23 protein-coding genes are annotated in these 23,860 nt (G+C 62.5%); 15 read left to right on the forward strand and 8 right to left on the reverse strand.

Translation table 11 applies throughout. The features are described from left to right. Positions 1-138 precede the first annotated feature (138 nt). From AC1DYW_RS05405 to AC1DYW_RS05415, 3 genes are all read right to left on the reverse strand, one after another. Positions 139-912: an enoyl-CoA hydratase gene (locus AC1DYW_RS05405; RefSeq protein ID WP_457153986.1), complete on the reverse strand. Its 774-nt coding sequence runs from the start codon at positions 910-912 to the stop codon at positions 139-141. A gap of 159 nt (positions 913-1,071) precedes the next feature. After that, positions 1,072-1,962 carry a bifunctional DNA-formamidopyrimidine glycosylase/DNA-(apurinic or apyrimidinic site) lyase gene (mutM, locus tag AC1DYW_RS05410; RefSeq protein WP_477225342.1) on the reverse strand — a complete coding sequence of 297 codons (891 nt, stop codon included), beginning with the start codon at positions 1,960-1,962 and terminating at the stop codon, positions 1,072-1,074. Continuing rightward, entirely contained in the window at positions 1,955-3,196 is a 1,242-nt protein-coding gene (locus tag AC1DYW_RS05415) for a phosphopentomutase (protein WP_457153984.1), read from the reverse strand. Before AC1DYW_RS05415 ends, mutM begins: the two co-directional genes overlap by 8 nt. A gap of 280 nt (positions 3,197-3,476) precedes the next feature. On the opposite strand from AC1DYW_RS05415, the gene AC1DYW_RS05420 reads away from it, so the two are divergent. Then, positions 3,477-4,427: a phosphate/phosphite/phosphonate ABC transporter substrate-binding protein gene (locus AC1DYW_RS05420; RefSeq protein WP_457153983.1), complete on the forward strand. Its 951-nt coding sequence runs from the start codon at positions 3,477-3,479 to the stop codon at positions 4,425-4,427. A gap of 45 nt (positions 4,428-4,472) precedes the next feature. Here AC1DYW_RS05420 and AC1DYW_RS05425 read toward each other — a convergent pair whose 3' ends face one another. From AC1DYW_RS05425 to AC1DYW_RS05435, 3 genes are all read right to left on the reverse strand, one after another. Continuing rightward, the gene (locus AC1DYW_RS05425; protein WP_477225581.1) at positions 4,473-5,084 is read right to left on the reverse strand and encodes a TadE/TadG family type IV pilus assembly protein; all 612 of its coding nucleotides are present in this window, start codon (positions 5,082-5,084) and stop codon (positions 4,473-4,475) included. A gap of 45 nt (positions 5,085-5,129) precedes the next feature. Beyond that, positions 5,130-5,711: a TadE/TadG family type IV pilus assembly protein gene (locus tag AC1DYW_RS05430; RefSeq protein WP_477225343.1), complete on the reverse strand. Its 582-nt coding sequence runs from the start codon at positions 5,709-5,711 to the stop codon at positions 5,130-5,132. 138 nt (positions 5,712-5,849) lie between these two features. Beyond that, positions 5,850-6,272 carry a pilus assembly protein N-terminal domain-containing protein gene (locus AC1DYW_RS05435; protein WP_095082375.1) on the reverse strand — a complete coding sequence of 141 codons (423 nt, stop codon included), beginning with the start codon at positions 6,270-6,272 and terminating at the stop codon, positions 5,850-5,852. A gap of 327 nt (positions 6,273-6,599) precedes the next feature. On the opposite strand from AC1DYW_RS05435, the gene AC1DYW_RS05440 reads away from it, so the two are divergent. From AC1DYW_RS05440 to AC1DYW_RS05480, 9 genes are all read left to right on the forward strand, one after another. Then, complete coding sequence (locus AC1DYW_RS05440) at positions 6,600-6,776, forward strand: Flp family type IVb pilin (RefSeq protein ID WP_184877599.1); 177 nt, start codon at positions 6,600-6,602, stop codon at positions 6,774-6,776. Between the two features lie 185 nt (positions 6,777-6,961). Then, positions 6,962-7,480, forward strand: coding sequence for an A24 family peptidase (locus AC1DYW_RS05445; RefSeq protein ID WP_095082371.1), 519 nt, complete (start codon positions 6,962-6,964; stop codon positions 7,478-7,480). Between the two features lie 214 nt (positions 7,481-7,694). Then, the gene (cpaB, locus tag AC1DYW_RS05450) at positions 7,695-8,510 is read left to right on the forward strand and encodes a Flp pilus assembly protein CpaB (RefSeq protein ID WP_457153293.1); all 816 of its coding nucleotides are present in this window, start codon (positions 7,695-7,697) and stop codon (positions 8,508-8,510) included. Beyond that, positions 8,507-10,024 carry a type II and III secretion system protein family protein gene (locus AC1DYW_RS05455; RefSeq protein ID WP_095082367.1) on the forward strand — a complete coding sequence of 506 codons (1,518 nt, stop codon included), beginning with the start codon at positions 8,507-8,509 and terminating at the stop codon, positions 10,022-10,024. The genes cpaB and AC1DYW_RS05455 overlap by 4 nt, the downstream gene beginning before the upstream one ends. Before the next feature lie 12 nt (positions 10,025-10,036). Further along, a complete protein-coding gene (locus tag AC1DYW_RS05460) occupies positions 10,037-10,774 on the forward strand; it encodes a CpaD family pilus assembly protein (RefSeq protein WP_457153294.1) in 738 nt (245 codons plus the stop codon). A 43-nt stretch (positions 10,775-10,817) separates the two neighbouring features. Then, positions 10,818-12,101 carry a CpaE/TadZ family protein gene (locus AC1DYW_RS05465; protein WP_457153295.1) on the forward strand — a complete coding sequence of 428 codons (1,284 nt, stop codon included), beginning with the start codon at positions 10,818-10,820 and terminating at the stop codon, positions 12,099-12,101. 29 nt (positions 12,102-12,130) lie between these two features. Next, complete coding sequence (locus AC1DYW_RS05470; RefSeq protein ID WP_477225344.1) at positions 12,131-13,636, forward strand: CpaF family protein; 1,506 nt, start codon at positions 12,131-12,133, stop codon at positions 13,634-13,636. Between the two features lie 20 nt (positions 13,637-13,656). Further along, positions 13,657-14,670 (forward strand): type II secretion system F family protein, encoded by a 1,014-nt coding sequence (locus AC1DYW_RS05475; protein WP_477225345.1) that lies wholly within the window; start codon positions 13,657-13,659, stop codon positions 14,668-14,670. A gap of 9 nt (positions 14,671-14,679) precedes the next feature. After that, on the forward strand, positions 14,680-15,702 hold the full coding sequence (locus tag AC1DYW_RS05480) for a type II secretion system F family protein (protein ID WP_457151533.1): 1,023 nt from the start codon (positions 14,680-14,682) through the stop codon (positions 15,700-15,702). A 173-nt stretch (positions 15,703-15,875) separates the two neighbouring features. Here the strand turns inward: AC1DYW_RS05480 and AC1DYW_RS05485 are convergent, their stop codons facing one another. Next, positions 15,876-16,697, reverse strand: coding sequence for a tetratricopeptide repeat protein (locus AC1DYW_RS05485; RefSeq protein ID WP_457151535.1), 822 nt, complete (start codon positions 16,695-16,697; stop codon positions 15,876-15,878). A gap of 124 nt (positions 16,698-16,821) precedes the next feature. Between AC1DYW_RS05485 and AC1DYW_RS05490 the strand changes: the two genes are divergently transcribed. The 5 genes from AC1DYW_RS05490 to pdeM all read left to right on the forward strand — a co-directional run bounded on the left by AC1DYW_RS05490 (position 16,822) and on the right by pdeM (position 22,917). Continuing rightward, complete coding sequence (locus tag AC1DYW_RS05490) at positions 16,822-18,186, forward strand: leucyl aminopeptidase family protein (protein WP_477225346.1); 1,365 nt, start codon at positions 16,822-16,824, stop codon at positions 18,184-18,186. Between the two features lie 72 nt (positions 18,187-18,258). Then, positions 18,259-18,609, forward strand: coding sequence for a MarR family winged helix-turn-helix transcriptional regulator (locus AC1DYW_RS05495; RefSeq protein WP_258591658.1), 351 nt, complete (start codon positions 18,259-18,261; stop codon positions 18,607-18,609). A gap of 95 nt (positions 18,610-18,704) precedes the next feature. Next, positions 18,705-19,565, forward strand: coding sequence for a C40 family peptidase (locus AC1DYW_RS05500; RefSeq protein WP_477225347.1), 861 nt, complete (start codon positions 18,705-18,707; stop codon positions 19,563-19,565). Positions 19,566-19,667: 102 nt separating this feature from the next. Beyond that, on the forward strand, positions 19,668-22,187 hold the full coding sequence (locus tag AC1DYW_RS05505) for a ligase-associated DNA damage response DEXH box helicase (RefSeq protein ID WP_477225348.1): 2,520 nt from the start codon (positions 19,668-19,670) through the stop codon (positions 22,185-22,187). 13 nt (positions 22,188-22,200) lie between these two features. Further along, positions 22,201-22,917, forward strand: coding sequence for a ligase-associated DNA damage response endonuclease PdeM (pdeM, locus tag AC1DYW_RS05510; protein ID WP_457151529.1), 717 nt, complete (start codon positions 22,201-22,203; stop codon positions 22,915-22,917). 2 nt (positions 22,918-22,919) lie between these two features. Here the strand turns inward: pdeM and AC1DYW_RS05515 are convergent, their stop codons facing one another. Then, positions 22,920-23,855 (reverse strand): dimethyl sulfoxide reductase anchor subunit family protein, encoded by a 936-nt coding sequence (locus AC1DYW_RS05515; RefSeq protein WP_477225349.1) that lies wholly within the window; start codon positions 23,853-23,855, stop codon positions 22,920-22,922. Positions 23,856-23,860 lie beyond the last annotated feature (5 nt).

Raw genomic sequence — 23,860 nt, forward strand, 5'->3', positions numbered from 1 at the left:
CGGCGCATGCGGGATGCCGCAGGGCGCAAAAAACAAACGGGCAGCCACGGGGCCGCCTCGGTTGGTGCGGCTTATAGTTCAGCTTTTCCGGCGCGTCAACGCTGCCTGGCCTTCTTTTTGGCGGCTATCAAACTGGCGTCAGCGGTTGCTGAAATTCGGCTTCCGCTTCTCGGTGAAGGCCGCCATGCCTTCCTTCTGGTCCTCGAGCGCGAACAGCGAGTGAAACAGTCGGCGCTCGAAGCGCAATCCCTCGGCGAGCGTTGTCTCAAAGGCGCGGTTGACAGCCTCCTTGGCCATCATCACCGATGGCAGTGAGAAGTCGGCGATCCTGGCAGCCGCCTTCAGCGCCTCCTCGACGAGCTCGCCGGCAGGTACGACCCGCGACACCAGGCCCGAACGCTCGGCTTCGGCTGCATCCATCATCCGCCCGGTCAGGCACATGTCCATCGCCTTCGACTTGCCGACGAAGCGGGTCAGCCGTTGCGACCCGCCCATGCCGGGAATGACGCCGAGCGTGATTTCGGGTTGGCCGAACTTGGCCGTGTCGGCGGCAATGATGAAGTCGCACATCATCGCCAGCTCGCAGCCGCCGCCCAGCGCATAGCCGGCCACCGCAGCGATGATCGGCTTCCGCGCCCGCGTAAACTCCTCCCAGCCGACGAAGAAGTCTTGGCAGTACGCATCCACATAGGAGATTGCCTGCATCTCCTTGATATCGGCGCCGGCGGCGAAGGCTTTTTCGGAACCGGTGATGACCATGGCGCCGATGCCGGCATCGGCGCCGAAACCGTTCACGGCTGCCACCAGTTCGGCCAGGATCTGGGAATTCAGCGCGTTGAGCGCCTGTGGCCTGTTCAGCGTGATCAACCCGACCTTGCCGCGCGCTTCGGTGACGATCGTCTCATAGGCCATGACTTGCTTCTCCTCGTTCGCCCATCGTCCAGAGCGGGTCATCGTTTCACGGAAACGCGGAACCCGTCTATCTCCTTGTTTTGATGCAACTCCCTAGGGAAAGCGCTACGCGCTTTTCCCAGGAAAGCCGTCTCGCACGTTTCCTGGAACTGCTCTAACTCACCGCTGACACGTCCGGCAATAGAAGGTCGATCGGCCGCTCTGCACGATCCGCTCGATGTGGCCGCTACAGCCGGGTTTCGAGCAAGGCTCACCCTCGCGGTCGTAGACGGCGAAGGAATGCTGGAAGTAGCCCAGCGATCCATCAGCCTGCATATAGTCCCTGAGCGAGGATCCGCCGGCCGCGATCGCATCTGATATCACCGAGCGAATGGCTTCGGCGAGGCGCTCACTTTGAGCCTGGGCCTTCTTCCCGGGCTTGGCGATCGTGCCCGCCTCGCGCAGCGGCGACAGGCTGGCGCGCCACAGCGCCTCCGAGACATAGATGTTGCCGAGCCCGGCGATCAGTCTCTGGTCGAGAAGCGCTGCCTTCAGCGGTGATCGCCGCCCTTTCATCAATGAGGCAAGCAGCGGGCCGTCCAATGTGTTGCCGGTTGGCTCAACGCCGAGCCCTGCCAGCATCGGATGGACATCCGGCGGTCCTTCGGCAAACAACATGAAGCCGAAGCGGCGCGGATCATTGAAGATCACGCGCGAACTGGCGCCGCCCACGGATACGACATGGAAGACGACGTGGTCGTGGTTGGAGCTCTTCGAGCGGTCGTGGTGGAAGATACCAGGCATGTCGCTGCCATCCGCCGTCTCGATGCGGAATGAGCCCGACATGCCGAGATGGCAGATCAGCACCGGACCGCCTTCAACGTCCATCGTCAGATATTTGGCCCGGCGGCCGAGCGCGGTGATCGTCTTGCCGGTCAGCCGCTGCGAGAATTTTTCGGGAAATGGAAAGCGCAAATCCGGTCGGCGCGCCTCGACACGGGTGATGGTGGCGCCTTCCAGAACCGGCTGCAGCCCACGCCGGACCGTTTCGACCTCGGGCAGTTCAGGCATGGCCGCCAATCGCTGCATAGAAAGACGTGCCGTAACGGCCGGCCGCCAGCCCAAGATGCTCCGCCACGGTTTCACCGATGTCGGCGAATGTCGTTCTCAGTCCGATGTCACCGCCCTTGAAAGCCGGTCCGGTGCCGATCACCGGAATGCGTTCGCGCGTATGGTCGGTCCCGCGCCAGGTCGGATCGTTGCCATGGTCGGCCGTCAGGATGAGAAGATCGCCCTGCCGCAGCCTTGCAAATGCCTCCGGGAGCCGCCGGTCGAAGGCCTCGAGCGCGGCAGCATAACCCGCAACGTCGCGGCGATGCCCGAATTCGGTGTCGAAGTCGACGAAATTGGCGAAGACGAGGTCGCCATCGCCGGCATCATCCATCGCGCCCAGCGCCTCGTCGAACATGGCCATGTTGCCCGCCGCCTTGCGCACTTGCGAAATTCCGCGATGGGCGAAGATGTCGCCGATCTTGCCGATCGCGATGACACGGCTGCCACGCGCCGTCAGCCGGTCGAGCAGGGTCGGCTCCGGTGGCGGCACCGCGTAATCATGACGGTTGTAGGTTCGCTCGAAGGTCGCGGTGGTTTCGCCGACGAACGGCCGTGCAATCACCCGCCCGATCCTCAGCGGGTCAACCAGTCTGCGCACCACCTTGCAGAATTCATAAAGCCGCTCGAGGCCGAAATGGGTTTCATGCGCGGCAATTTGCAGGACCGAGTCGACCGACGTGTAGCAAATCGGCTTGCCGGTACGGATGTGCTCCTCGCCGAACCGCTCGATGATTTCGGTGCCCGGCGCATGACAGTTGCCGAGAATGCCCGGCACCTTGCCCTCGCGGATGATCGCCTCGGTCAGATCCGCCGGAAAGGCGGGAACCGTATCCGGGAAATAGCCCCAGTCGAATCGCACCGGCAGGCCGGCGATTTCCCAATGGCCCGACGGCGTGTCCTTGCCGCTCGAAACCTCTTGCGCCGCGCCGTGGAAGGCCGTGGTGAGCAGATCCGTGCCGCTGCTCGCGAAGCCCAGTCCCGTGGCGGTTTCGGCGGCCTTGCCAAGCCCGAGCGAGGCCATGTAGGGGACAAACAGCGGTCCACTGCGAAGCCCTTCGCGATCCGCGCGGCCTTCGGCACAGGCTTCCGTGATGTGCGCGAATGTGTTGGCACCTGCGTCGCCATAGCGGTCGGCGTCGGCCGCCCCGCCGATGCCGAAGGAGTCCAGAACGAAGAGGAAAGCGCGCGCCATCGAATTGTTGCCAGTTTGAACGCCCAGACATAGGGTTCCGCGACTTCGTTGGCAATTCGGAAACCAAACGGCAACGACCAGGCGTGATAGTCCGATGCATGTCGCCCAAAAGTGCGCCGCGGCTTTGGGGCAACGACACGCATAAACTGAGAATGCATGTCGCCCAAAAGTGCGCGGCGCTTTTGGGGCAACGACATGCATGGTGCGTGGCGGTTTTGGCATGTCGCAACGATGCGGCGGGCAAGGGCATGGATCAAGGAAAGCAGACGGCGGTTCTGTCATGAGGGTTACCCTGAAGGCATACGCCGCTCTCATGCTGGTGCAGGGTGCGCTCTGGTCCAATCCGGCGCATGCCGACTGGCGCGATGATATCGGCACGTTCCGCATCGGCATTGTTGCCGAGCCAGGCGCCGGCAACACCGTTCCGGGGCTGGCACGGTTGACCGACGCCTATACCAAGGCCTTGGGGATGAAGGTCGAGATTGTCGTCGCCCGCGACTATGCCGCGCTGATCGAGGCGCAGGCCAATGCCCGCATCGAATACGCGATCTATTCGGCGACCGCCTACGCGACGGCGTCGCAACGCTGCGGATGCATCGAGCCGCTTGTGGCTCCGGTCGATTTTGACGGCGCGATCGGCATCCGCTCCGTTCTCTTGACGCGCGACGGCAAGCTGCCTGATCTGGCGGCAATGGAAAGCCATCGCATCGCCATGGCCCCTTCGGACAGCGTCGGCGGTTCTCTGTTGCCATTGGCGGCGTTGACTGCGGAAGGCCGCAAGATTGCGCAAGATGCACCATTTCTGGTCCATGCCGAGTCGGCTGCGGCGGCGGAAACGATGCTGCTCGATGGCAAGGCCGATAGCCTGTTCGGCTGGGTAACGGCCGCTGCCGACGGCCGGCCGGAAGCATCGGGCACTCAAGCCTCAGGCGCGCAGGCATCGGGCACCCAGGCGAGGCTCGAAGCTGCGGGACTTTCGGCAGCGGCGCTTCAGGTCGTATGGGCGTCAGGCCTGCTGAGATATGGTCCCCACGCCGTCCGCAGCGACCTCGATCCGGAAGCCAAGCGCCGGCTCACCGTCTTCCTCACCAACCTCAAGTCGATGACGCCAGACATCTACGATCTCCTGGAATCAAAGCATTCCGGTGGCTTCGCTATCGTGGTGCCAAAGGATTACGACATGGCCGCCGCTGTCGTGCGCTTCGTCGCGGGCAGTGGTCCGGGGCAGTAACGCGAGGCTTTGGAGCGGTTTTGCGAGCGGCTCAGCGGTCCCGGTTCAGCAATCGCCGCAAGGGATCGTCACGCTTCTACGCGGACGCAGATAGTAGGACTCGCCCATCGTCAGGGCGTTGAAAGCCGTGGTCAATCCAAGCTTCTGTTGGCTGCCCGCCGACCAAGTGATGACCGGCTTGTAGCCAAGAGTGCTGTCGACGCGAATGAGGAAGGTGCCGGCGACCTTGAGTTTTGCTGGAACCGTGGTGGTGGTGGGGCCAGTGCTGGCGACGCCATTGACCAGTTTGCGCGACCACACCACTTGCACCAGCGGCGTTGCGTCGGTCGTGACCTGTATGGCCGTGATGGTGATGCTCGGGACCGAGCGGTTGTAGGGCTGAAGGGTGACGGCGCCGATCGCCATGATGGCGTCGATATCCGCCTTGACGACTGTCGTCTGCTGGGTGACGAGATCAGCCACCATGCTGCCGAGACGACTGACCTTCTTGCTGGTCTCGATGGCTTGTGACGCCTCCATGGTGATGAAATACATGGCCAGCAGAAGAGGCATGATCAAGGCGAACTCGACTGCCGCGATACCGCGGCGATCGGACCCGAATCGAATTGCTGTGCGCCAAATTCCTGAAGTCTTGAGATGTGCCCCCGCACGCATCATGCCCATTGCCCTCTTTCTTTTACTGCTCGTGCATCCGCCTCGAACTCAATTGTCGAACGGCTCGTTCTGCCAGGTTACCGACGCGAAATGCAGGGTCTTGTTGCCGCCCATCGACTGGGCCAGTAGATCGGTCATGATCGGCCATTTGTAAAAGACCCGCAGCATGTTCTTCGATTCCGCAGCACCCGCCGTAACGGCAAAGGACTGGTTGGCGCCGCCGTTGGTCAGGACGACTTGGCCAGCCTGTATCTTGAAGCCGGCCGCGGCGGCGGCGGCGAACGTCGTATATTGGCGAAGATCCACGTCCAGCTGATTGGGACAATCCTGCGAGACGATGATCTCCAGTTTGTTGCAGATCATGTTCTTCAAATTGTCTCCGGCGACGTCGGCTGCCCTTAACTGGCCGGTGCGCAAGCGGCGCGCGACATCGTCGGTGATGTTGGACAACACTTCCTGGCCGGCAAATGCGATGCAGCTTTCCAGAATGGCAAAGACAAGCAGCGCAAACGGGATTGCAAGGATTCCGAATTCAATTGCCGTACTGCCGCGCCGGTCGCGAAGGAAGCGAGCGAAAAACCTTGGGCGTCTCGCTTTGTGCTCGTCTGCGGAGCCGAATTCCTTGCTCATGTCTGATCCTGCCGATCTCTATGCGGTCTCGGAAGGCGTATTAGCGCAAACCAATTGAGGCCCGGTTTGAATGATCGTTAAAGTCGTCGATGGCGTCTTAACCAGCCGATAACCTGAACGGCATTCCACCGCGCCATCCTATCGGGTGCCGTTCATCTCAGCCTCGGAGGATTTCTCCGCATCACTCTTATAGGAGCTTTCGCAATAGGGCGTGCAGGACATGGTCTGTATTTCTGCACGGCGATAGATACGCACCGACGAGGCGGCCTGCCGCACGACGGTAACCTGTTCGTCGACGATCGGGCTGCCGTCCGTATCGAGCACGACCAGATTGGTGACGCCGAAACCCTTGCCGGTCAACACGATCGTCGAGGCGTCCTGTACGGAAGCGTCGGCGATTGCCGGATTGCCGACCACGATCGTATCGGCGGGACGCGACAGTTTGACGATCTTGGCCTGGTTCATCGTGACCTCGATGCCGGCCCCGGCCATGGCGGGCGCGACGAAGCTCGCGGCGACAAGAAGCGCAGCAATCACGATTGACGATCTCGGCTGGGCCATTGAGGCGCTCCACGCAAGCAGACTGATCAACGGAACATGAACGAGATTGGTGAACCAACGGTTAAGCGGACACCCCAGCAGAAGGGTGCGGCGTGCCAACTTGATTGCCTGCGGAGCGCGATCTCCCCACCATCGACCCCTGCAAACGGATGGGGCCGGCCGGCATTTAGTGCTGGGTTAACCACGCAATATATTCGAACCGGGAAAGGAATCGGTAAGGCTGTTTATTAAGCCGATCGAAAGAGCTTCTCCCTAGATTGCCAGTATCCGATCAACCAACGCAGAAGTTGACGGAAGTGCTGTAACACGTGGAGTAGGAGCTCTCGAATGTCTAATCTCATCGCACGTTTTGTGAAGGACGAATCCGGCGCGACCGCTATCGAATATGGTCTGATCGCCGCTCTCATCGCGCTCGCCATCATCACTGGCGCTGGCGCGCTCGGCAATGCACTCAACACCAAGTTCCTGGCTATCGGAAACACCCTGAACAGCAGCGGCAGCTAATATTCCGCATAGCTGAGCGCTGAGCGCTGAGCGCTCGGATCACGTTCTGTAGAAGGGCTGCCGCGTGGCGGCCCTTCTCTATTCCGCTGCCAATACCAGTCGCCTTTTCGTTCCGGGCCTCACCAATCGTTAATCGAACATGGCTAGATTGAGCCCTGTGAAATCGGACAATAGGCATAGCGCCGATGCTTGAAGCCCTGATCTTCGTCGTGTTTCCGTTCTGCATGCTGTTTGCCGCGATCTCCGACATGCTGTCGATGACGATCGCCAATCGCGTGCCGGTGCTGCTTGTTGTTGTTTTCGCGCTGGTTGCGCCACTGACGGGTATGGAATGGGCAGCCTATGGCGGACATATCGCCACTGGCGCCCTGGTCCTGGCCGTGACGTTCGGCCTGTTTGCAATGGGTGGCATGGGTGGTGGCGACGCCAAGCTGCTGGCCGCCTCCGCGATGTGGATGGGTCTCAATATACATCTCGTCGAATATCTTGTGGTCTCAACAATCATCGGCGGCCTGCTGACGCTCGCCATCCTCCTCTACCGGAAATCGCTGCTTGCGGCCGTTACCGGCCAAAATCCGTTTCTGCGCCATTTCGCCGAAGAGTCAAATGGGGTTCCCTACGGCATCGCGCTTGGCCTTGGTGGGTTGCTGACCTATCCGGATTCGCCCTTGATGGTCTGGGCGCTGACCAGGCTGGCGACCTGAACACGATCCGATTTCGGTTATCCACCAGCATTGTCGCAGCCGGCTTTCGACAACGCCGGGACGGCCCGTTTTGGCCGGTCAGGCCACATTCCGGCTAATTTATGTAAACGTTAAATTAATCACGATCGTAAGCATTACATTAACCTTGTTTTGACGATTGCCGCTGCAAAGTCCGGCTTGGCTACGTGGTTTGCCAGGGCAAGGGTTCGGACAGATGCCAGCATCGCGATTGATAATTCTGAGCGTGGCGGTGGCCGCGGCGGGTGGTGCCGGTTATGTCGCGAAGAACATGGTGGCACCGCCGCCCCAGATCGTCGTCGATTCCGGGCCCCAGGCGCCGGCGGTGTCGCTGCAGGATGTGCTAGTGCTTTCGGGCGACGTTCCGATGGGCAGTCCGCTCGAGAAAAACATCGCCTGGCAATCCTGGCCCGCCGACGGCATCAACGCGAATTTCATCACCCGCACCGCCGAGCCAGAGGCGCTGGAAAAGCTGAAGGGCTCCGTTGCCCGCGTGGCGATGTACGCCGGAGAGCCTCTGCGGCGTTCCAAGCTGATCGGCGAGGGGCAGAGCTTCATGTCGTCGATCCTGCCTTCCGGCATGCGGGCGGTCGCCACCGCCATCTCGGCCGACACGTCGGCCGGCGGCTTCATTCTTCCCAACGACTTCGTCGATGTCATCATGACCCGCAGGGGCGATGCCAGCGGCGGCGGCGCCACCAGTTTCAACACTGAAACCATCCTCAAGAACATCCGCGTCCTGGCAATCGACCAGACCATTCAGGAGGACGAGGAAGGCAAGAAGACCAGGGTGGGCCAGACAGCCACGCTGGAACTGACACCGCGTCAGGCGGAGATCATCACCGTTGCCCAGCAGATGGCGGATCGCCTGACCCTGGCGCTGCGGGCGGTCGCGGACACCCAGGAAAAGAACCTGGGCGAGGCCGACTATCTCGTTTCCGGCAATGGCCGCAGGGGAACGGTGAGGCTGATCAAGTCGGGCGAAGTTTCCGAAGTGGGGGCAAGGAAATGAGGCTAAGTGGTAAACTGCCGGCAATTGTAGCCGCGGCATTCAGCCTGCTGCTCATCGGGACGAATCTGCAAGGCGTCGTCGAGGCAAAGAACGCGCAGGTCACTGCATCGACGGCAACCCAGCGCGTCAAGCTTGGCCTCAACAAGTCGGTGGTCATCGACCTGCCGAGCGATGCCTACGATATTCTCGTCGCCAACCCGGCGGTTGCCGATGCGGTGACCCGCACCGCAAGGCGTATCTATCTGTTCGGCAAGGCGGTCGGCGAGACGAACATCTTTGTCTTCGGTCCGAATGGCGAGCAGATCGTCAGCCTGGATCTGGCTGTCGAACGCGACGTTGCCGGCCTTGAAGACTATATCAAGCGCTTCATTCCAACGTCGGCAATCAAGGTGGAACTGCTGAATGACAACGTCGTCCTGACAGGGACGGTCGACACGCCGCTGGACGCGAAACGCGCCGTCGACCTGGCGACGATCTTCGTGTCGGGCGGTGAAGCGACCACGGGACAATATTCGCAGACCGCGGCCGGCGGTTCGGCCCAGAACGGTGTCCAGATCGACAATCCGGACCAGGAACGCCGCACCAGCAAGATCGTCAACCTGCTTCAGATCATCGGCGACGATCAGGTCACGCTGAAGGTGACGGTCGCCGAAGTCAGCCGCTCGGTGATGAAGCAGCTCGGCGTCAACATGGTCGGCAGTGGCGGCAGCAACGGCATCAGCTACGGCGCGGTCAGCGACAATTTCACCGGCCTCGGCAAGCAGCTGTCGAATTCGGGCTTCAACATCGGCGCCTCGGGGCTGCAGGCCTATATCAACGCCATGGAGCAGTCCGGCGTCATGAAGACACTGGCTGAGCCGACCTTGACCGCCGTGTCCGGCGAGAAGGCGACCTTCAAGGTCGGTGGTGAATACAACATGGTGAGCGGCGTCTCCCAGAATGTATCGACCGACAACCAGACCGGCCTGAAGACCTACAGCGTCGACAAGATCGAGTACGGCATCGGTCTGGAATTCCAGCCGGTGGTGTTGTCTCCCGGCCGCATAAGCCTGAAGGTCAGAACCTCGGTTTCCGAGCCGACAACGGAAGGGTCGGTTTCGTTTTCCAGTGGCGTGACCAGCCCCGGCATGAATGCCCTGTCACTGCGCAAGCGCCTTGCCGATACGACCGTTGAACTGCCCTCGGGCGGCTCCATGATGATCGCCGGCCTGGTTCGCGACGATGTCAGGCAAGCCGTGAACGGGTTGCCCGGACTAACAAAGATTCCGGTCCTCGGCGCGCTGTTCCGCAGCAGGGATTTCGTGCGCAACGAAACCGAGCTGGTGATCATCATCACGCCGTATCTCGCACGGCCCGTGGCACGCAACGACCTTGCCAAGCCGGACGACAATTTCAACGCTGCCAGCGATGGCGCCGCCATGTTCCTTGGCAGGGTCAATCGCGTCTACGGCACCATGCAGACTGACAAGCCCAACGGCCGTTACCATGGCGTTGTCGGCTTCATCTACAAATAGGCGGGAGCGGACATGTCTCAGTCAGCATTGAAGGCAAGCACCATCGCCACGACGATGCGCTTTGGCCGTTCGCGGATTTGCGGGCGAGCCGTTCCGGTCCTGGCAATTGCGGTAGCGGCGCTGCTGTCCGGCTGCGCCAATCGCGACAGCGTCACCGTCGGTGCGATCCCGGATGATTATCGCACCAATCATCCGATCGTGATCGCGGAGAAGAACCAGAAGATCGACCTGCCTGTCGGCGCCGGCGATCGCGGCATGACCGGATCGCAGCGCGACACGCTTCTGGGCTTCCTCGACAGCTATGACAAGAGTGCCGCCCCGACGCTGACGATCCAGGTCCCGAGCGGGTCGGCCAACGAGGTCGCCGCGACGGCGGCGGCCCGCGATTTCGCCCGGCTCGCGGTCGCCGCCGGTGTCAAGCGCAACCGGGTCGTCGTCACCTCCTATCAGGCCGCCTCGAGCGAGATCTCCTCGCCGGTTCGCGTCTCCTTTGTCTCGGTCAGAGCCCAGACCGACAAATGCGGACGCTGGCCAGCTGACCTGGTCGAGACCTCGGAAAACAAGCATTATGCCGACTTCGGCTGCTCCTATCAGAACAATCTCGCCGCGCAGATGGCCAACCCGGCCGATCTGCTCGGCCCGCGCAAATCTACCGACATCGATGCTGAAAATCGCGGCGCGGTGATCGATGTCTACCGTCAGAGGGGCATCTCGGGCGAGTTCCTTAGCAATTCGGAAGTAGATTTCTGAGCCGCCGTCTCGGACAGAACAGGCCACGCGAAAGAGTATGATCATGAGCAACCTTGCCTACGACGCCCCGGTGGATGGCAGCGATACTTCGCAGCAAGACATCGCCGCGATGCAGGCATTGCGGCCGATCCCGCGCATCTCGATCCAGGCATTCTGCGAGACCGAGGGCGTTGCAAATCCGGTCGAGCGCGCCGGCGAGGACCGCCGCATGACGAAGGCGCATCTCAAGGTCCATATGGGCGGCGTCCCCACCGCCATCGAATTCTATCAGTCGGCGCCGACGCCCAATCTTATCCTGCTGGAATCGCGCAGCGAGCCGAAGCAATTGCTGGAGCAACTCGCCCAGCTCTCGGAATATTGCGATCCGACCTCGAAGGTGGTGGTGATAGGTCATTACAATGATGTCGGTCTCTATCGCGAGCTCATCCGCTCCGGCATTTCCGAATATGTGATCGCACCTGTGTCGATGGCTGACATCGTCAGCGTGGTGTCGTCGATTTTCATTGATCCGGAAGCCGAGCCGCTCGGCCGCTCGATCGCCTTTGTCGGCGCCAAGGGCGGCGTCGGTTCCTCCACGATTGCCCACAATGTGGCCTGGGCGATGTCCACCCTGTTCAAATCCGAGGTGGTCGTCGCCGATCTCGACCTCGCTTTCGGTACGGCCAACATCAATTTCGACCGGGATCCGGCGCAAGGCATCGCCGAGGCGGTGTTTTCGCCGGAGCGCATCGATGAAGTATATCTCGACCGTCTGCTGACCCAGTGCGCCGAACACCTGTCGCTGCTGGCAGCCCCTTCGACGCTCGAAAGGGTCTATGACTTCGATCCCGAAGCCTTCGCGCAGCTCATCGACACCGCCCAGCGCAGCGTGCCGCTACTGGTGCTCGATATTCCCCATGCCTGGACGGGCTGGACCAAGAACACGCTGATCAAGGCCGACGAGATCGTCATCACGGCGACGCCGGAACTGGCCAATCTGCGCAACACCAAGAACATGGTCGACATGTTGAAGCGGCTTCGTCCCAACGACCCGCCGCCGAAGCTGATCATCAACCAGGCCGGCGTCCCCAAGCGCCCGGAGATTTCACCGTCCGATTTCACCGAGCCGCTCGGCCTGACGCCAATGTCGGTCATTGGCTTTGATCCGTTGCTGTTCGGCAATGCCGCCAACAACGGGCGCATGCTTGGCGAAATGGATGCCAAGAACTCGGTTGTCGCGATGATCAACGAAATCGCGCACGTGCTGACTGGGCGCAGTGAAATCAAGACGAAGAAGAAGGCAGGGCTTGGCAATCTGCTTGGCAGGCTCTCGCGCAACAAGAAATGACGTTTCAGCGGTGGAATCGGTAGCAGATCATGTTTGGTAAAAGAGGCAGCGACGACGGAAACCGGTTCACGCCGGAATTTCGCCAGCCGGCACCGACCCCGGTTGCGCCGGCGGCCGTAAGTTCTGCGGATACGGCGGTGCTTGCCCGCCCCGCTGCGCCTCCGCCAAGCGCACCTGTCGCGCCGCCGGCGCGCCGCACAATCGATGCGCCGTCATCGGCACCGGACCTGAAGCGGGTCCAACGCGAAAAGAGCGAATCCTATTACGACACCAAGAGCCAGGTTTTCTCCGCGCTCATCGACACCATCGATCTGTCGCAGCTCTCCAAGCTTGATCCCGAAAGCGCACGCGAAGAAATTCGCGACATCGTCAACGACATCATCGCGATCAAGAATTTCGCGATGACGATCGCTGAGCAGGAGGAACTTCTCGAGGACATCTGCAACGATGTGCTCGGCTATGGGCCACTCGAGCCGTTGCTGGCGCGCGATGACATCGCCGACATCATGGTCAACGGCTCCAAGAACGTCTACATCGAAGTCAACGGCAAGGTCGAACAGACCGGCATCCGCTTTCGCGACAACCAGCAGCTCCTCAACATCTGCCAGCGCATCGTCAGCCAGGTTGGCCGCCGTGTCGACGAATCCAGCCCGATCTGCGACGCGCGTCTTCCCGACGGTTCACGCGTCAACGTCATCGCGCCGCCGCTCTCCATCGACGGTGCCACGCTCACCATCCGCAAATTCAAGAAGGACAAGCTGACCCTGGATCAGCTGGTCAGGTTCGGCGCCATCTCACCGCAGGGAGCCGAAGTTCTCAAGATCATCAGTCGTGTTCGCTGCAACATCGTCATCTCGGGCGGTACCGGCTCGGGCAAGACGACTCTGCTCAACTGCCTGACCAACTATATCGACCGCGAGGAGCGCGTCATCACCTGCGAGGACTCGGCCGAGCTGCAATTGCAGCAGCCGCATGTCGTGCGCCTCGAAACCCGCCCGCCCAATCTGGAGGGCGAGGGTGAGGTAACGATGCGTGACCTGGTCAAGAACTGCCTGCGCATGCGTCCCGAGCGCATCATCGTCGGCGAAGTGCGCGGACCCGAGGTGTTCGACCTTCTGCAGGCGATGAACACCGGCCATGACGGTTCGATGGGAACGATCCACTCGAACAGCCCGCGCGAGTGCCTGAACCGTATCGAATCCATGATCGCGATGGGCGGTTATTCGCTGCCTCAGAAAACCGTGCGCGAAATCGTCGTCGGCTCCATCGACGTGATCATCCAGGCGGCGCGCCTGCGCGATGGATCGCGTCGCATCACCCACATCACCGAGGTGATCGGCATGGAGGGCGACGTCATCATCACGCAGGATATCGTCCTCTATAACATCAAGGGCGAGGACGCCAATGGCAGGCTGCTGGGAGAGCATGTATCGACCGGCATCGGTCGTCCGCATTTCTGGGACCGGGCTCGCTACTATGGCGAGGAGCAGCGCCTCGCCACTGCGCTCGAAGCGATGGAGAAACGCGCTGACTGACGGCGTGAGGGTTCTGGCCAATGTTTGGAATTGACGGCACAGTACTGGCGTTTGTCGTGCTCGCCGGCTTTAGCGCCGGCGCGGTCGCCTATGCATTCCTGTTCACCCGGATCAGCAACGAGAAACAGGTCGGCAAGCGGCTTGAAACGATCAAGTCCGCCGAGACTGATCGCTCCGTCGTCAAGGCCTCGCGTGACCGCGCGGCGGAAGCCGTCAAGCGGCGCAAGTCGGTTCAGGATTCGCTGAACGAGCTCGACGCAAAGCAGAAAACCAACGACAGCAGGGTCAAGAAACCACCGCTGAAAGCCCAACTCCGTCAGGCTGGCCTGAAGATCACCGTCGAGCGCTTCTATATATACTCCGCCATATGCGGCCTCGCTTTGACGATGGTTGCCTTTGTGGCCGGAGCGCCGCGGCTCGTTCTGCCGGGCGTGCTGCTGGCCGGCGCACTCGGCCTGCCGCGCTGGTTCGTCTCGTTTCGTCGCGCCCGCCGCGTAAAGGCATTCCTCAACGAATTTCCAAACGCGCTCGATATCATCGTGCGTGCAGTCAAGTCCGGCCTGCCGCTGAACGACGCGGTGCGCCTGATAGCCAACGAATCTCCCGAACCGGTGAAGACCGAATTTCGTCGTATCGTCGATTCCCAGCAGATGGGCCTGTCGATCCCCGATGCGACCTTGCGCATGCCCGAAACCATGCCTTGCACGGAGGCGAGCTTCTTCGGCATCGTCATCCAGATTCAATCGCAGGCTGGCGGCAACCTATCCGAGGCGCTGGGCAATCTTTCGCGCGTGCTTCGCGATCGCAAGAAGATGAAAGCCAAGGTCCAGGCACTGTCGATGGAAGCGAAAGCGTCCGCCGCCATCATCGGTGCGCTGCCTTTCATCGTTGCGTTTCTCGTCTACCTGTCGAGCCCGAACTACCTGATGCCGCTGTTCGTCACCAACGTTGGACACCTGATCCTTGGGTGCTCGGCGGTCTGGATGTCGATCGGCATCTTTGTGATGCGCAAGATGATGAACTTCGAAGTCTAGGATGCTGGCATGACCGACCAAGTCATCAAATCCCTGACCGATCCGAGCTTCCTGATCGCGATGCTGGTCGCCATAGCGGTGTTTGCGACCGTTTTCACCTTGCTGCCGGCGTTTGGCGGAAACCAGCTCAAGTCACGCATGAAAACCGTCGCGCTGGAACGCGACGAACTGCGTGCCAAGCAGCGCGCCCGGCTTGCCGTCGAAGCGGATCGCCGTCGCAAGGGCCTGCGCGAGGAACAGTCGGTTGGTATGCGCAACATTGTCGACCGGCTGGATCTGAGGCGCGCGCTCGCCGATGAGGGCACATTGCAGAAACTCAAGGTCGCCGGCTTTCGCGGACAGAACCCGCTGACGCGGTTTCTTTTCTTCCGTCTCGTGCTTCCTTTTGTCGGCTTCGCGCTGGGCGCAATCTACACCTTCGTACTCGGAGGATTGCCCGACAAGCCATTGGTCATCAGGGTGTTCGTCTGCATCCTCGTTGCCTATGGCGGCTTCTACGCTCCGGTCGTCTACGTCAACAACCGCGCTACCAAGCGCAAGCAGTCGATCCAGATGGCGTGGCCGGATGCGCTCGATCTGATGCTGATCTGCGTCGAATCGGGCATGTCGGTGGAAGCGGCCCTGCGCAAGGTCGCCGACGAGATCGGCGCGCAATCGGTGGCGCTGGCGGAAGAATTCATCCTCACCAACGCCGAGCTTTCCTATCTGCAGGAGCGCAGGCAGGCCTACGAGAACCTGGCAAGCCGCACCGGCCTGGAATCGGTCAAGTCGGTGTCGCAGGCACTCGTCCAGGCCGAACGTTACGGCACGCCGGTGGCGCATGCACTGCGCGTGCTGGCCGCCGAAAGCCGCGACATGCGCATGAACGCGGCGGAGAAGAAGGCGGCGGCCTTGCCGCCGAAGCTCACCGTGCCGATGATCCTGTTCTTCCTGCCGGTGCTTTTCGCGATCATTCTGGGCCCCGCCGGCATTCAGGTCAGCCAGCGCGGCATCTTCGGCGATCGTTCGGCACCATCATCGACAGCGCAATAGAGGCGAGGCTCGTCCCGCATCAGAAATGAAGAAGCCGCGCTGAACGTAGCGCGGCTTCTTCATTTCAAGGTTGTCGCAGATTGTCGTCCATAGCATGTCGCACAAGAACGCAGCGGTATTGGGCCAACGACATGCATCAACAAAGACTTAAAGCGAGTTCGGCGCGACGAGATCTAGTTGGTCGCAGACTTTGGCTTGTCCTGGTCCTTGAGCTGGCTCCAGGCGTTCTGCTGGGCCAGCATCTGGCGCAGATAGGCGACGTTCGCCTGTGCCTGTTCGGGCGAGAGTTCCTGCGAGGCGATCTTCTCGGCTTCGTCGAAACGGCCCTGCAGGCCGACGACCAGCGCCAGGTTCTGGCGCACCCGGCTGTCTGCGTTCGGCTGCTGCGCGGCGGAGCGCATATAGGTTTCGGCGGTGCGCAGGTCACCTTCCAGCACGTAGGACATGCCGAGATTGGAGAGCACCGAAGGCTCGTTCGGCTTTAGTTCGAGAGCCTTGCGATAAAGCTGGCGCGCGTCGTCTTTCTGGCCGATCTGGTCGAGAATGGCCGCTTCGGCCGATACCAGCCTCCAGTCGGGATATTCCGGTGTCTGGGCGCGGCGCACGGCGTCCAGTGCGGCCTCGAACTGGCCATTGGCAGCCAGCGCCTTGCCATAGGAGGCGAGCACGTCGCGATCCTTCGGCAGGGCGATCGCCAGCTTGCGCATCACGGCGAGCGACTGGTCGGCGTCGCCATCCATCTGCAGCGCCGCCGCATAATTGGTGGCGATACGCTTGTCGGTGGGGTTCCTGGCGTAGGATTGGCCAAGTGCCGCCGTTGCAGTGTGCAGTTCCCCGCCCGACATGGCCTCCAGCGGTTTGCCGCTGTTGCGTCCGATCGAACCGGTGGTGAACTTGTCGGTTGCGCAACCGGCGACACTGGCCGCGAGCGCCAGCACGAGCGCCGTGGTGATGAACCGTTTTCCCGTGGCATTGATCGTGCGGTTGGTCGGCATCGGCACCGGGCCTCCATTCATACGCGGCCATTGCGTGGCCATCTTCCCTCCCGAAGAAATATTCTGTTAACCCTAACGGACGGTTAAGAATGGCGACTCAAGGGCGCCGCACGGAGAACATCGAATGCCTGTCGAACTCGTCGAAAAGAAACTGCCGGGCGCGCTGCCGGTCCATCTGGTCGCCAGGGATGGGCTGGAAGCAGCCGGTCTTGCGCCTGCCGCGGTCGCCTGGGCCAGGGCAAACGGCTTTTCAGGCGAGGCAGGCAGGACGCTGGTCGTGCCCGGCGAAAAGGGAGCCCTCGGCGGCGCCTTGTTCGGTATCGGCGATGGCGAGGGCGCACTCGCTCTTGGTGCGTTGTCGAAAGCCTTGCCGGAAGGCGATTGGCATTTCGCCTCCGCGCCGGCCGAGCCGGAGTTGGCGGCAACCGCACTGGTGCTCGGCGGCTATGCCTTTACCCGTTATGGCAAGAAACCCGGCAAGGCGCTGCGCTTCGTATTGCCGGCCGGCGTCGATGCCGGGCGCGTTCGCCGCATTGCCGATGGCGTCTTCCTGACACGCGATCTGGTCAACACGCCGACCAGCGACATGGGTCCGGAAGAATTGGAGAAGGCGGTGCGGAGCCTGGCCGCAGCGCACGAGGCCGAAATCTCGGTGGTGAAGGGCGACGATCTCCTCGATCGGAATTTCCCGATGATCCATGCCGTCGGTCGCGCGTCGACCGGCGCGCCGCGCCTGATCGACATGAGATGGGGGCAGCAAGGCGCGCCGAAGGTGACGCTGGTCGGCAAGGGCGTCTGTTTCGACACGGGCGGTCTCGACATCAAGCCGTCGTCCGGCATGCTGTTGATGAAGAAGGACATGGGCGGCGCGGCCAATGTGCTTGGTCTCGCCTCGATGATCATGGCCGCCGGCCTGAAGGTGCGTCTGCGCGTGCTCATTCCCGCGGTCGAGAATTCGATCGCCGGCAACGCCTTTCGGCCGGGCGACGTGCTGACGAGCCGCAAGGGCATCACCGTCGAGATCGGCAACACGGACGCGGAGGGGCGGCTGGTGCTGGCCGATGCACTGGCCTTGGCCGACGAGGAGGAACCGCAGCTTCTGGTCGATATGGCGACGCTGACCGGGGCAGCCCGTGTCGCGCTCGGCCCCGACCTGCCACCCTTCTATACCGGCGACGACGCACTGGCGTCCGACCTGGCGGCGGCTTCCGTCGCCGCCGAAGATCCGCTGTGGCGCATGCCGTTGTGGCGGCCTTACGATGCAAAACTGTCGTCGAAGATCGCCGACATCAACAACGTCACCACGGACGGTTTCGCCGGCTCGATCACGGCGGCACTCTTCCTCAAGCGCTTTGTCGAAAAGACCGCCGGCTGGGCGCATTTCGACATCTTCGCCTGGAACCCCGCCGACCGTGCGCATGGCCCCGCGGGCGGCGAGGCGCAAGGCATTCGCGCGCTGGAGCGGATCATCTCGAAACGCTTTGGCTGATAGCGACAAGCAGAGCCGGCAAATTGCAGAAACTGAAACGGAACCGAAACAATTTGCCGTCATGCTGCTCGGATGTCGATTGCCATGCGCCCCAGCCAGGCCTTGCGACTGTGGCAGCAAGTGATGCTGTCGCAGGTACGCGACGACGCGCCCGACCTGACCATCCGCCAGACGGCGATCCTGTTCACCATCTATCTCGATCCGCCGCCGCACACGGTGCGCGGGCTCGCCGCCCGCCTCAATGTCACCAAGCCGGTGATCACCCGTGCGCTCGACACGATGGGCGCGTTGAAGCTGGTGTCGCGCCATCGCGACGAACTCGACAAGCGCAATGTTCTGATCAGGCGTACCGTCGAGGGCGCGCTCTTTGTCGAGCGCTTCGGCGATGGTATCATTGCCAAGGCCCACGAATTGCCCATCTAAAGCACGATCCCGAACCGCAGGTCAGCGCAGCAAGAAGCGGGAACCAGTTTTTCGGACAAGATCATGCGTCAACATAATAAAGCAGAGTTGCTGATTTGACCGCCAGGGATGCCCGCCTTCACGCTTTCCGTTCCGACCTTGCCGATGCGCGGCTGAAGGGCGAGGTTGCCGCCGACCGCTTCGTCGCCGGCCGGCCGGCGCGGATCACCGCGTCCGTGGCCGATGTGCGCAAAGCGCCGCGGCCGGATGCCGGCGTCAACACCCAAGCCCTGTTGGGCGATGATGTACTCGTCTTCGAGGTCGCCGAAGGCTGGGCCTGGATCCAGGCCGAGCGCGATGGTTATGTCGGTTACGTCGCCGATACCATGCTGGGCGGGCGGGATCAGGCGGCGACCCATATCGTGTCGGTGCCGCGCACTTTCCTCTACCCTGCGCCGGATCTGCGGTTTCCGATCGCCGGACAATTGTCGATGGGATCGACGGTTGCGGTGACGGGTGCAGCCGAAACGCGCGGCACGCACTATGCCGTCCTGCCTTCCGGCGAGGCGATCATCGCCGGCCATCTGCGGCCTGTCGGTGATGCGGCCGCCGACTATGTTGCGGTGGCCGAGATGTTTCTCGGCACACCTTATCTGTGGGGCGGCGCTTCGGGTTTCGGCATCGACTGTTCGGGCCTTGTGCAACTGGCGATGCGCATGACCGGAAGCGACGTGCTGCGCGATTCCGACATGCAAGCGGCGACTCTCGGCGAGCCGCTCGATCCTGGCCCCGATTACACCGGGTTGCGGCGCGGCGACCTCGTCTTCTGGAAAGGCCATGTCGCCGTCATGACCGACGCCGATACCATGATCCATGCCAATGGCCACACCATGCTGGTGTCGCGCGAAGGGCTGAAGGAGGCGATCGCCCGCATCGGCTATCTCTATGGCGGCCCGACCGGGTTTCGGCGGCCGTGAAGTGAGAGGCGGTCCTTTCTCCCATAAGGGGGAAGGGAAGAACGATCCCCTTTTGTTCCGATTCTTCTTGGCGATTGCCTGCCTTCGCGCTACCTCTGGCGCGTGACAGAGCAGCCGCGCCTTGCCGAACAGAATGCCACTGTAGCCCTGCCCGAACCATTCATCAGGTGGTTCGGCGAGAAAGGCTGGTCGCCGCGTGCCCACCAGATCGAATTGCTGGCAAGGGCCCAGGGCGGGCAATCGGTGCTGCTGATCGCCCCGACCGGGGCCGGCAAAACGTTGGCCGGCTTCATGCCCTCGCTGACCGAACTGGCCAACCGGCCAAGGCGAAAGCCGGGGCAGGCGCATCGCGGCATCCATACCCTCTACATCTCACCGCTGAAGGCGCTGGCGGTCGACATCGAGCGCAATCTCGGCAAGCCGGTTGAAGAGATCGGCCTGCCTGTAACCATCGAGACGCGCACCGGTGACACGCCGTCGCACAAGCGTCAGCGCCAGAAACTGGTGCCGCCCGACATTCTGCTCACCACGCCCGAGCAACTGGCGCTGCTGATCGCGGCGCCCGATGCCCGTCGCTTCTTCGAGGATCTGCGCTATGTCGTGCTCGACGAGCTGCACTCGCTGGTGACGTCGAAGCGCGGGCATCTGCTGGCGCTCGACCTGGCGCGGCTGCGCAGCTACGTGCCTGGCCTGCAGACGATAGGCTTGTCGGCTACGGTCGCCGAGCCCGACGAATTGCGGCGTTGGCTGGTCGGCCAGAATCCGCCAGGCGCCATGGCCGGCCTGATCACCGTGGCCGGCGGAGCCAAGCCCGACATCTCCATTCTCGACTCCGAGCAGCATGTGCCGTGGTCCGGCCATTCGGCCCGATACGCTATTCCTGAAATCTACGAGGCGATCAAAAGGCACCGCACGACGCTGCTGTTCGTCAACACCCGCAGCCAGGCCGAATTGCTGTTCCAGGAACTGTGGCGGGCCAATGAGGACTCGCTGCCGATTGCCTTGCATCACGGTTCGCTCGATGTCGGCCAGCGCCGGCGGGTCGAGAAGGCGATGGGCGAGAATGCGCTGCGCGCCATCGTCGCGACGTCGACGCTCGATCTCGGCATCGACTGGGGCGATGTCGACCTGGTCGTGCATGTCGGCGCGCCGAAGGGCGCGAGCCGCCTGGCGCAGCGCATCGGCCGCGCCAACCACCGCATGGACGAGCCGTCCAAGGCGATCCTTATTCCGGCCAACCGTTTCGAGGTGCTGGAATGCCGTGCCGCACTCGACGCCAACTATCTCGGCGCGCAGGACACGCCGCCGTTGATCACCGGCGCGCTCGACGTGCTGTCGCAGCACGTACTGGGCGTCGCCTGCGGGGCGCCCTTCTATGCCGACCATTTGTTCGAAGAGGTACGCAGTGCCGCGCCCTATGCAGGACTGGCACGCGAGACCTTCGACCGTGTCGTCGATTTCGTCGCCACAGGCGGCTACGCGCTGAAGAACTATGAGCGCTACGCCCGCATTCGAAAGACGGTCGGCGGGCTCTGGCGCGTCTCGCATCCGCGTGTCGCCCAGCAATACCGTCTGAATGTCGGCACCATTGTCGAAATGCCGGAACTCAATGTCCGCTATGTCAGGCAGGGCCGTGGCATGGCTGGGCGCGGCGGGCCGGTGCTGGGCAAGATCGAGGAGTATTTCGCCGAGACGCTACGCCCCGGCGACAATTTCCTGTTTGCCGGCAAGGTGCTGCGCTTCGAGGGCATCCGCGAGAACGAATGCGTCGTCTCCAACGGCGCCGGCGCCAACATCATCGTGCCGTCCTATGCCGGCGGCAAGTTTCCGCTCTCGACCTATCTCGCCGACCAGGTGCGCGGCATGCTGGCCGACAGCAACCGCTGGCAGGCGCTGCCCGAGCAGGTCGCCGACTGGCTGCGGCTGCAGAAGGAAAAGTCAGTGCTGCCGAAGCGCGGCGACCTTCTGGTCGAGACCTTTCCGCGGGGCAACCGCCACTACATGGTCGCCTATCCCTTCGAAGGCAGGCTGGCGCACCAGACGCTCGGCATGCTGTTGACGCGGCGGCTGGAGCGCGCCAACGCCCGCCCGCTCGGCTTCGTCGCCACCGACTATTCGCTGGCCGTCTGGGCGCTGGACGACATGGCGGCGCTGTTCAAGGCGAAGAAGCCGTCATTGGCCGCCCTGTTCGACGAGGACATGCTCGGCGACGACCTCGAGGCCTGGCTGAACGACAGCTGGATGCTGAAGCGGACGTTTCGCACCTGCGCGGTCATCGCCGGACTGATCGAGAAGCGTTTTCCCGGGCAAGAGAAGAGCGGCCGCCAGGTGACGGTGTCGGCCGATCTGATCTACGATGTGCTGCGCAGCCACGAGCCGGACCACATCCTGCTGCAGGCGACGCGCACCGATGCATCGGCGGGACTGCTCGATGTCAGCAGACTTGCCGAGATGCTCTCGCGTGTCCGCGGTCGAATCATGCATAAGCATCTTGAGCAGATATCGCCGCTGGCCGTGCCGATCATGCTGGAGATCGGCAAGGAATTGGTGAATGGCGGCGCCAACGAGTCCCTGCTCATGGAAGCCGCCGATCTGGTCGAGGAGGCGATGGGCCAAAGATGAGACTGATTTCGAGATGAATTTTTCACTGGCGCGCACGTCGCTGATCGCCGAGGCCGACCTTGTCGGCATCGCCGGCGAGCGTGCGGTCTGCGACCGGCGCGGCGTGCTTTATTTTCCGGATCTGCGGCTTCTGGCCGTTTCCGACCTGCATCTCGAAAAGGGTTCGTCGCTGGCGCGGCGCGGCGCGCTGATCCCGCCTTACGACACCGGTGCGACGTTGCTGAGACTGCAGGCCGTGATCGCTGACTACCAGCCATCCATCGTCATCAGCCTGGGCGACAGCTTCCACGATGGCGGCGGCGCCGAGCGCATGCATGCGAGCTTCCGCGAACGGCTGGAAGCGCTGATATCCGGCCGCGACTGGTTCTGGGTTGCCGGCAATCACGATCCGGAAGCGCCCGCCGACCTGCCCGGCGAGACGGTGCGCGAACTTGCCATAGGCTCGCTGTTGTTCCGGCATGAGCCATCGAAGGAACGTGTCGAAGGCGAGATAGCGGGTCATCTGCATCCGTGCGCGCGCATCGTGCAACGTGGGCGTTCGGTGCGGCGGCGCTGCTTTGCCGGCGATGGCGGCCGCATGATCATGCCGGCCTTCGGCGCCTATACCGGTTCGCTCAACGTGCTCGATCGCGCCTATGCCGGGCTGTTCCGGCTGGACACGCTGATGGCCTACATGCTCGGCGCCGAGCGCATTTTCGCGATTTCACGGTCGATGCTCAGACCGGGCTGAGGTCAGCGTCCATAGTAGAGCGTCACAGTGTGCTTTGCCTCGGCGAAGAACAGCCAGCGTTCGACCAGCATGCCGGCGAACTGGACGCCGGCCGCGAGCAGCGACAGCAGCGCCGCGAAGGGCCACGGCGAGGCAAATACGGCGGCCAGCAACAGGATGGGCAAAGCGAAGGCCAGAACCTGGGTGATCTGGCGCAGGCGTGCGCTGTGCTTGCGCGCGATGCGGAACCCCATCTCCTTGAGCAGATAATTCTCTTCGGTATGCGGCCATTCCAGCGATCGTACCGTGCCGCCGGCGAGCCCCGTCGCGGTGTTGGCATTGGTTGGGATTTCCAGCCGGTCGTTGTAGCGCCAGGTCGCCAGCTTCCAGCCCCAGCCGAGCAGACTGAACAACACCGAGGCCACTAGAAGCGTCTTCGAGCCGAGAGCAAATGCCTGCAGCAGCGCGTTCAACAGCACGCTGCCGGTCGTCGCCGAAAAAATGAGGTAGCCGGGCAGAGTCAAGCGGCTATGCCACTGGGCGATCGGCTTCAGCGACGCATAGATCATGCCGGTGGTACAGACGGTGACGACCGCACCGATGGCCGCCAGAAATCCGGCGATGGCCACCCAGCCGCCACTGCGGCCGAAAAACACCCAGCCGATGCCGAACAGGCCCGCCGGAACGAAGGTGATGACCGAGGCAACGCCTTCGCGCGACAGCCATGAGCTGCGCCATTGCGAGAACGCTCGCCAGGCGCGTTCGGGTCTGCCGAGATGGCCTGTCGAGGACAGTAGCCCGGCCACGATCAGGCCGAGCGCCAGGCCCATGCCGATGAGGCCCAACCAGAAATCGGGCGGGATGATCTGGAAGCCTCCGAGCACCCCAAGCAGCGCCAGCAGCCCGTAGCCGGCGCCGGTCGCGGTGGTGAAGAAGACGACGGAGAAGGCTGGGTGCATGGATG

The organism is Mesorhizobium sp. P2_D5 (assembly GCF_056404355.1).

Coding starts and splice junctions, on each gene's coding strand:
- AC1DYW_RS05460 (WP_457153294.1), top strand. CDS start 10,037: ATGTCTCAGTCAGCATTGAAGGCAAGCACCATCGCCACGACGATGCGC.
- AC1DYW_RS05465 (WP_457153295.1), top strand. CDS start 10,818: ATGAGCAACCTTGCCTACGACGCCCCGGTGGATGGCAGCGATACTTCG.
- cpaB (WP_457153293.1), top strand. CDS start 7,695: ATGCCAGCATCGCGATTGATAATTCTGAGCGTGGCGGTGGCCGCGGCG.
- AC1DYW_RS05435 (WP_095082375.1), bottom strand. CDS start 6,272: ATGGCCCAGCCGAGATCGTCAATCGTGATTGCTGCGCTTCTTGTCGCC.
- AC1DYW_RS05430 (WP_477225343.1), bottom strand. CDS start 5,711: ATGAGCAAGGAATTCGGCTCCGCAGACGAGCACAAAGCGAGACGCCCA.
- AC1DYW_RS05440 (WP_184877599.1), top strand. CDS start 6,600: ATGTCTAATCTCATCGCACGTTTTGTGAAGGACGAATCCGGCGCGACC.
- AC1DYW_RS05515 (WP_477225349.1), bottom strand. CDS start 23,855: ATGCACCCAGCCTTCTCCGTCGTCTTCTTCACCACCGCGACCGGCGCC.
- AC1DYW_RS05470 (WP_477225344.1), top strand. CDS start 12,131: ATGTTTGGTAAAAGAGGCAGCGACGACGGAAACCGGTTCACGCCGGAA.
- AC1DYW_RS05490 (WP_477225346.1), top strand. CDS start 16,822: ATGCCTGTCGAACTCGTCGAAAAGAAACTGCCGGGCGCGCTGCCGGTC.
- AC1DYW_RS05420 (WP_457153983.1), top strand. CDS start 3,477: ATGAGGGTTACCCTGAAGGCATACGCCGCTCTCATGCTGGTGCAGGGT.
- AC1DYW_RS05405 (WP_457153986.1), bottom strand. CDS start 912: ATGGCCTATGAGACGATCGTCACCGAAGCGCGCGGCAAGGTCGGGTTG.
- AC1DYW_RS05480 (WP_457151533.1), top strand. CDS start 14,680: ATGACCGACCAAGTCATCAAATCCCTGACCGATCCGAGCTTCCTGATC.
- AC1DYW_RS05415 (WP_457153984.1), bottom strand. CDS start 3,196: ATGGCGCGCGCTTTCCTCTTCGTTCTGGACTCCTTCGGCATCGGCGGG.
- AC1DYW_RS05475 (WP_477225345.1), top strand. CDS start 13,657: ATGTTTGGAATTGACGGCACAGTACTGGCGTTTGTCGTGCTCGCCGGC.
- AC1DYW_RS05455 (WP_095082367.1), top strand. CDS start 8,507: ATGAGGCTAAGTGGTAAACTGCCGGCAATTGTAGCCGCGGCATTCAGC.
- AC1DYW_RS05445 (WP_095082371.1), top strand. CDS start 6,962: ATGCTTGAAGCCCTGATCTTCGTCGTGTTTCCGTTCTGCATGCTGTTT.
- mutM (WP_477225342.1), bottom strand. CDS start 1,962: ATGCCTGAACTGCCCGAGGTCGAAACGGTCCGGCGTGGGCTGCAGCCG.
- AC1DYW_RS05425 (WP_477225581.1), bottom strand. CDS start 5,084: ATGATGCGTGCGGGGGCACATCTCAAGACTTCAGGAATTTGGCGCACA.
- pdeM (WP_457151529.1), top strand. CDS start 22,201: ATGAATTTTTCACTGGCGCGCACGTCGCTGATCGCCGAGGCCGACCTT.
- AC1DYW_RS05485 (WP_457151535.1), bottom strand. CDS start 16,697: ATGCCGACCAACCGCACGATCAATGCCACGGGAAAACGGTTCATCACC.
- AC1DYW_RS05495 (WP_258591658.1), top strand. CDS start 18,259: ATGTCGATTGCCATGCGCCCCAGCCAGGCCTTGCGACTGTGGCAGCAA.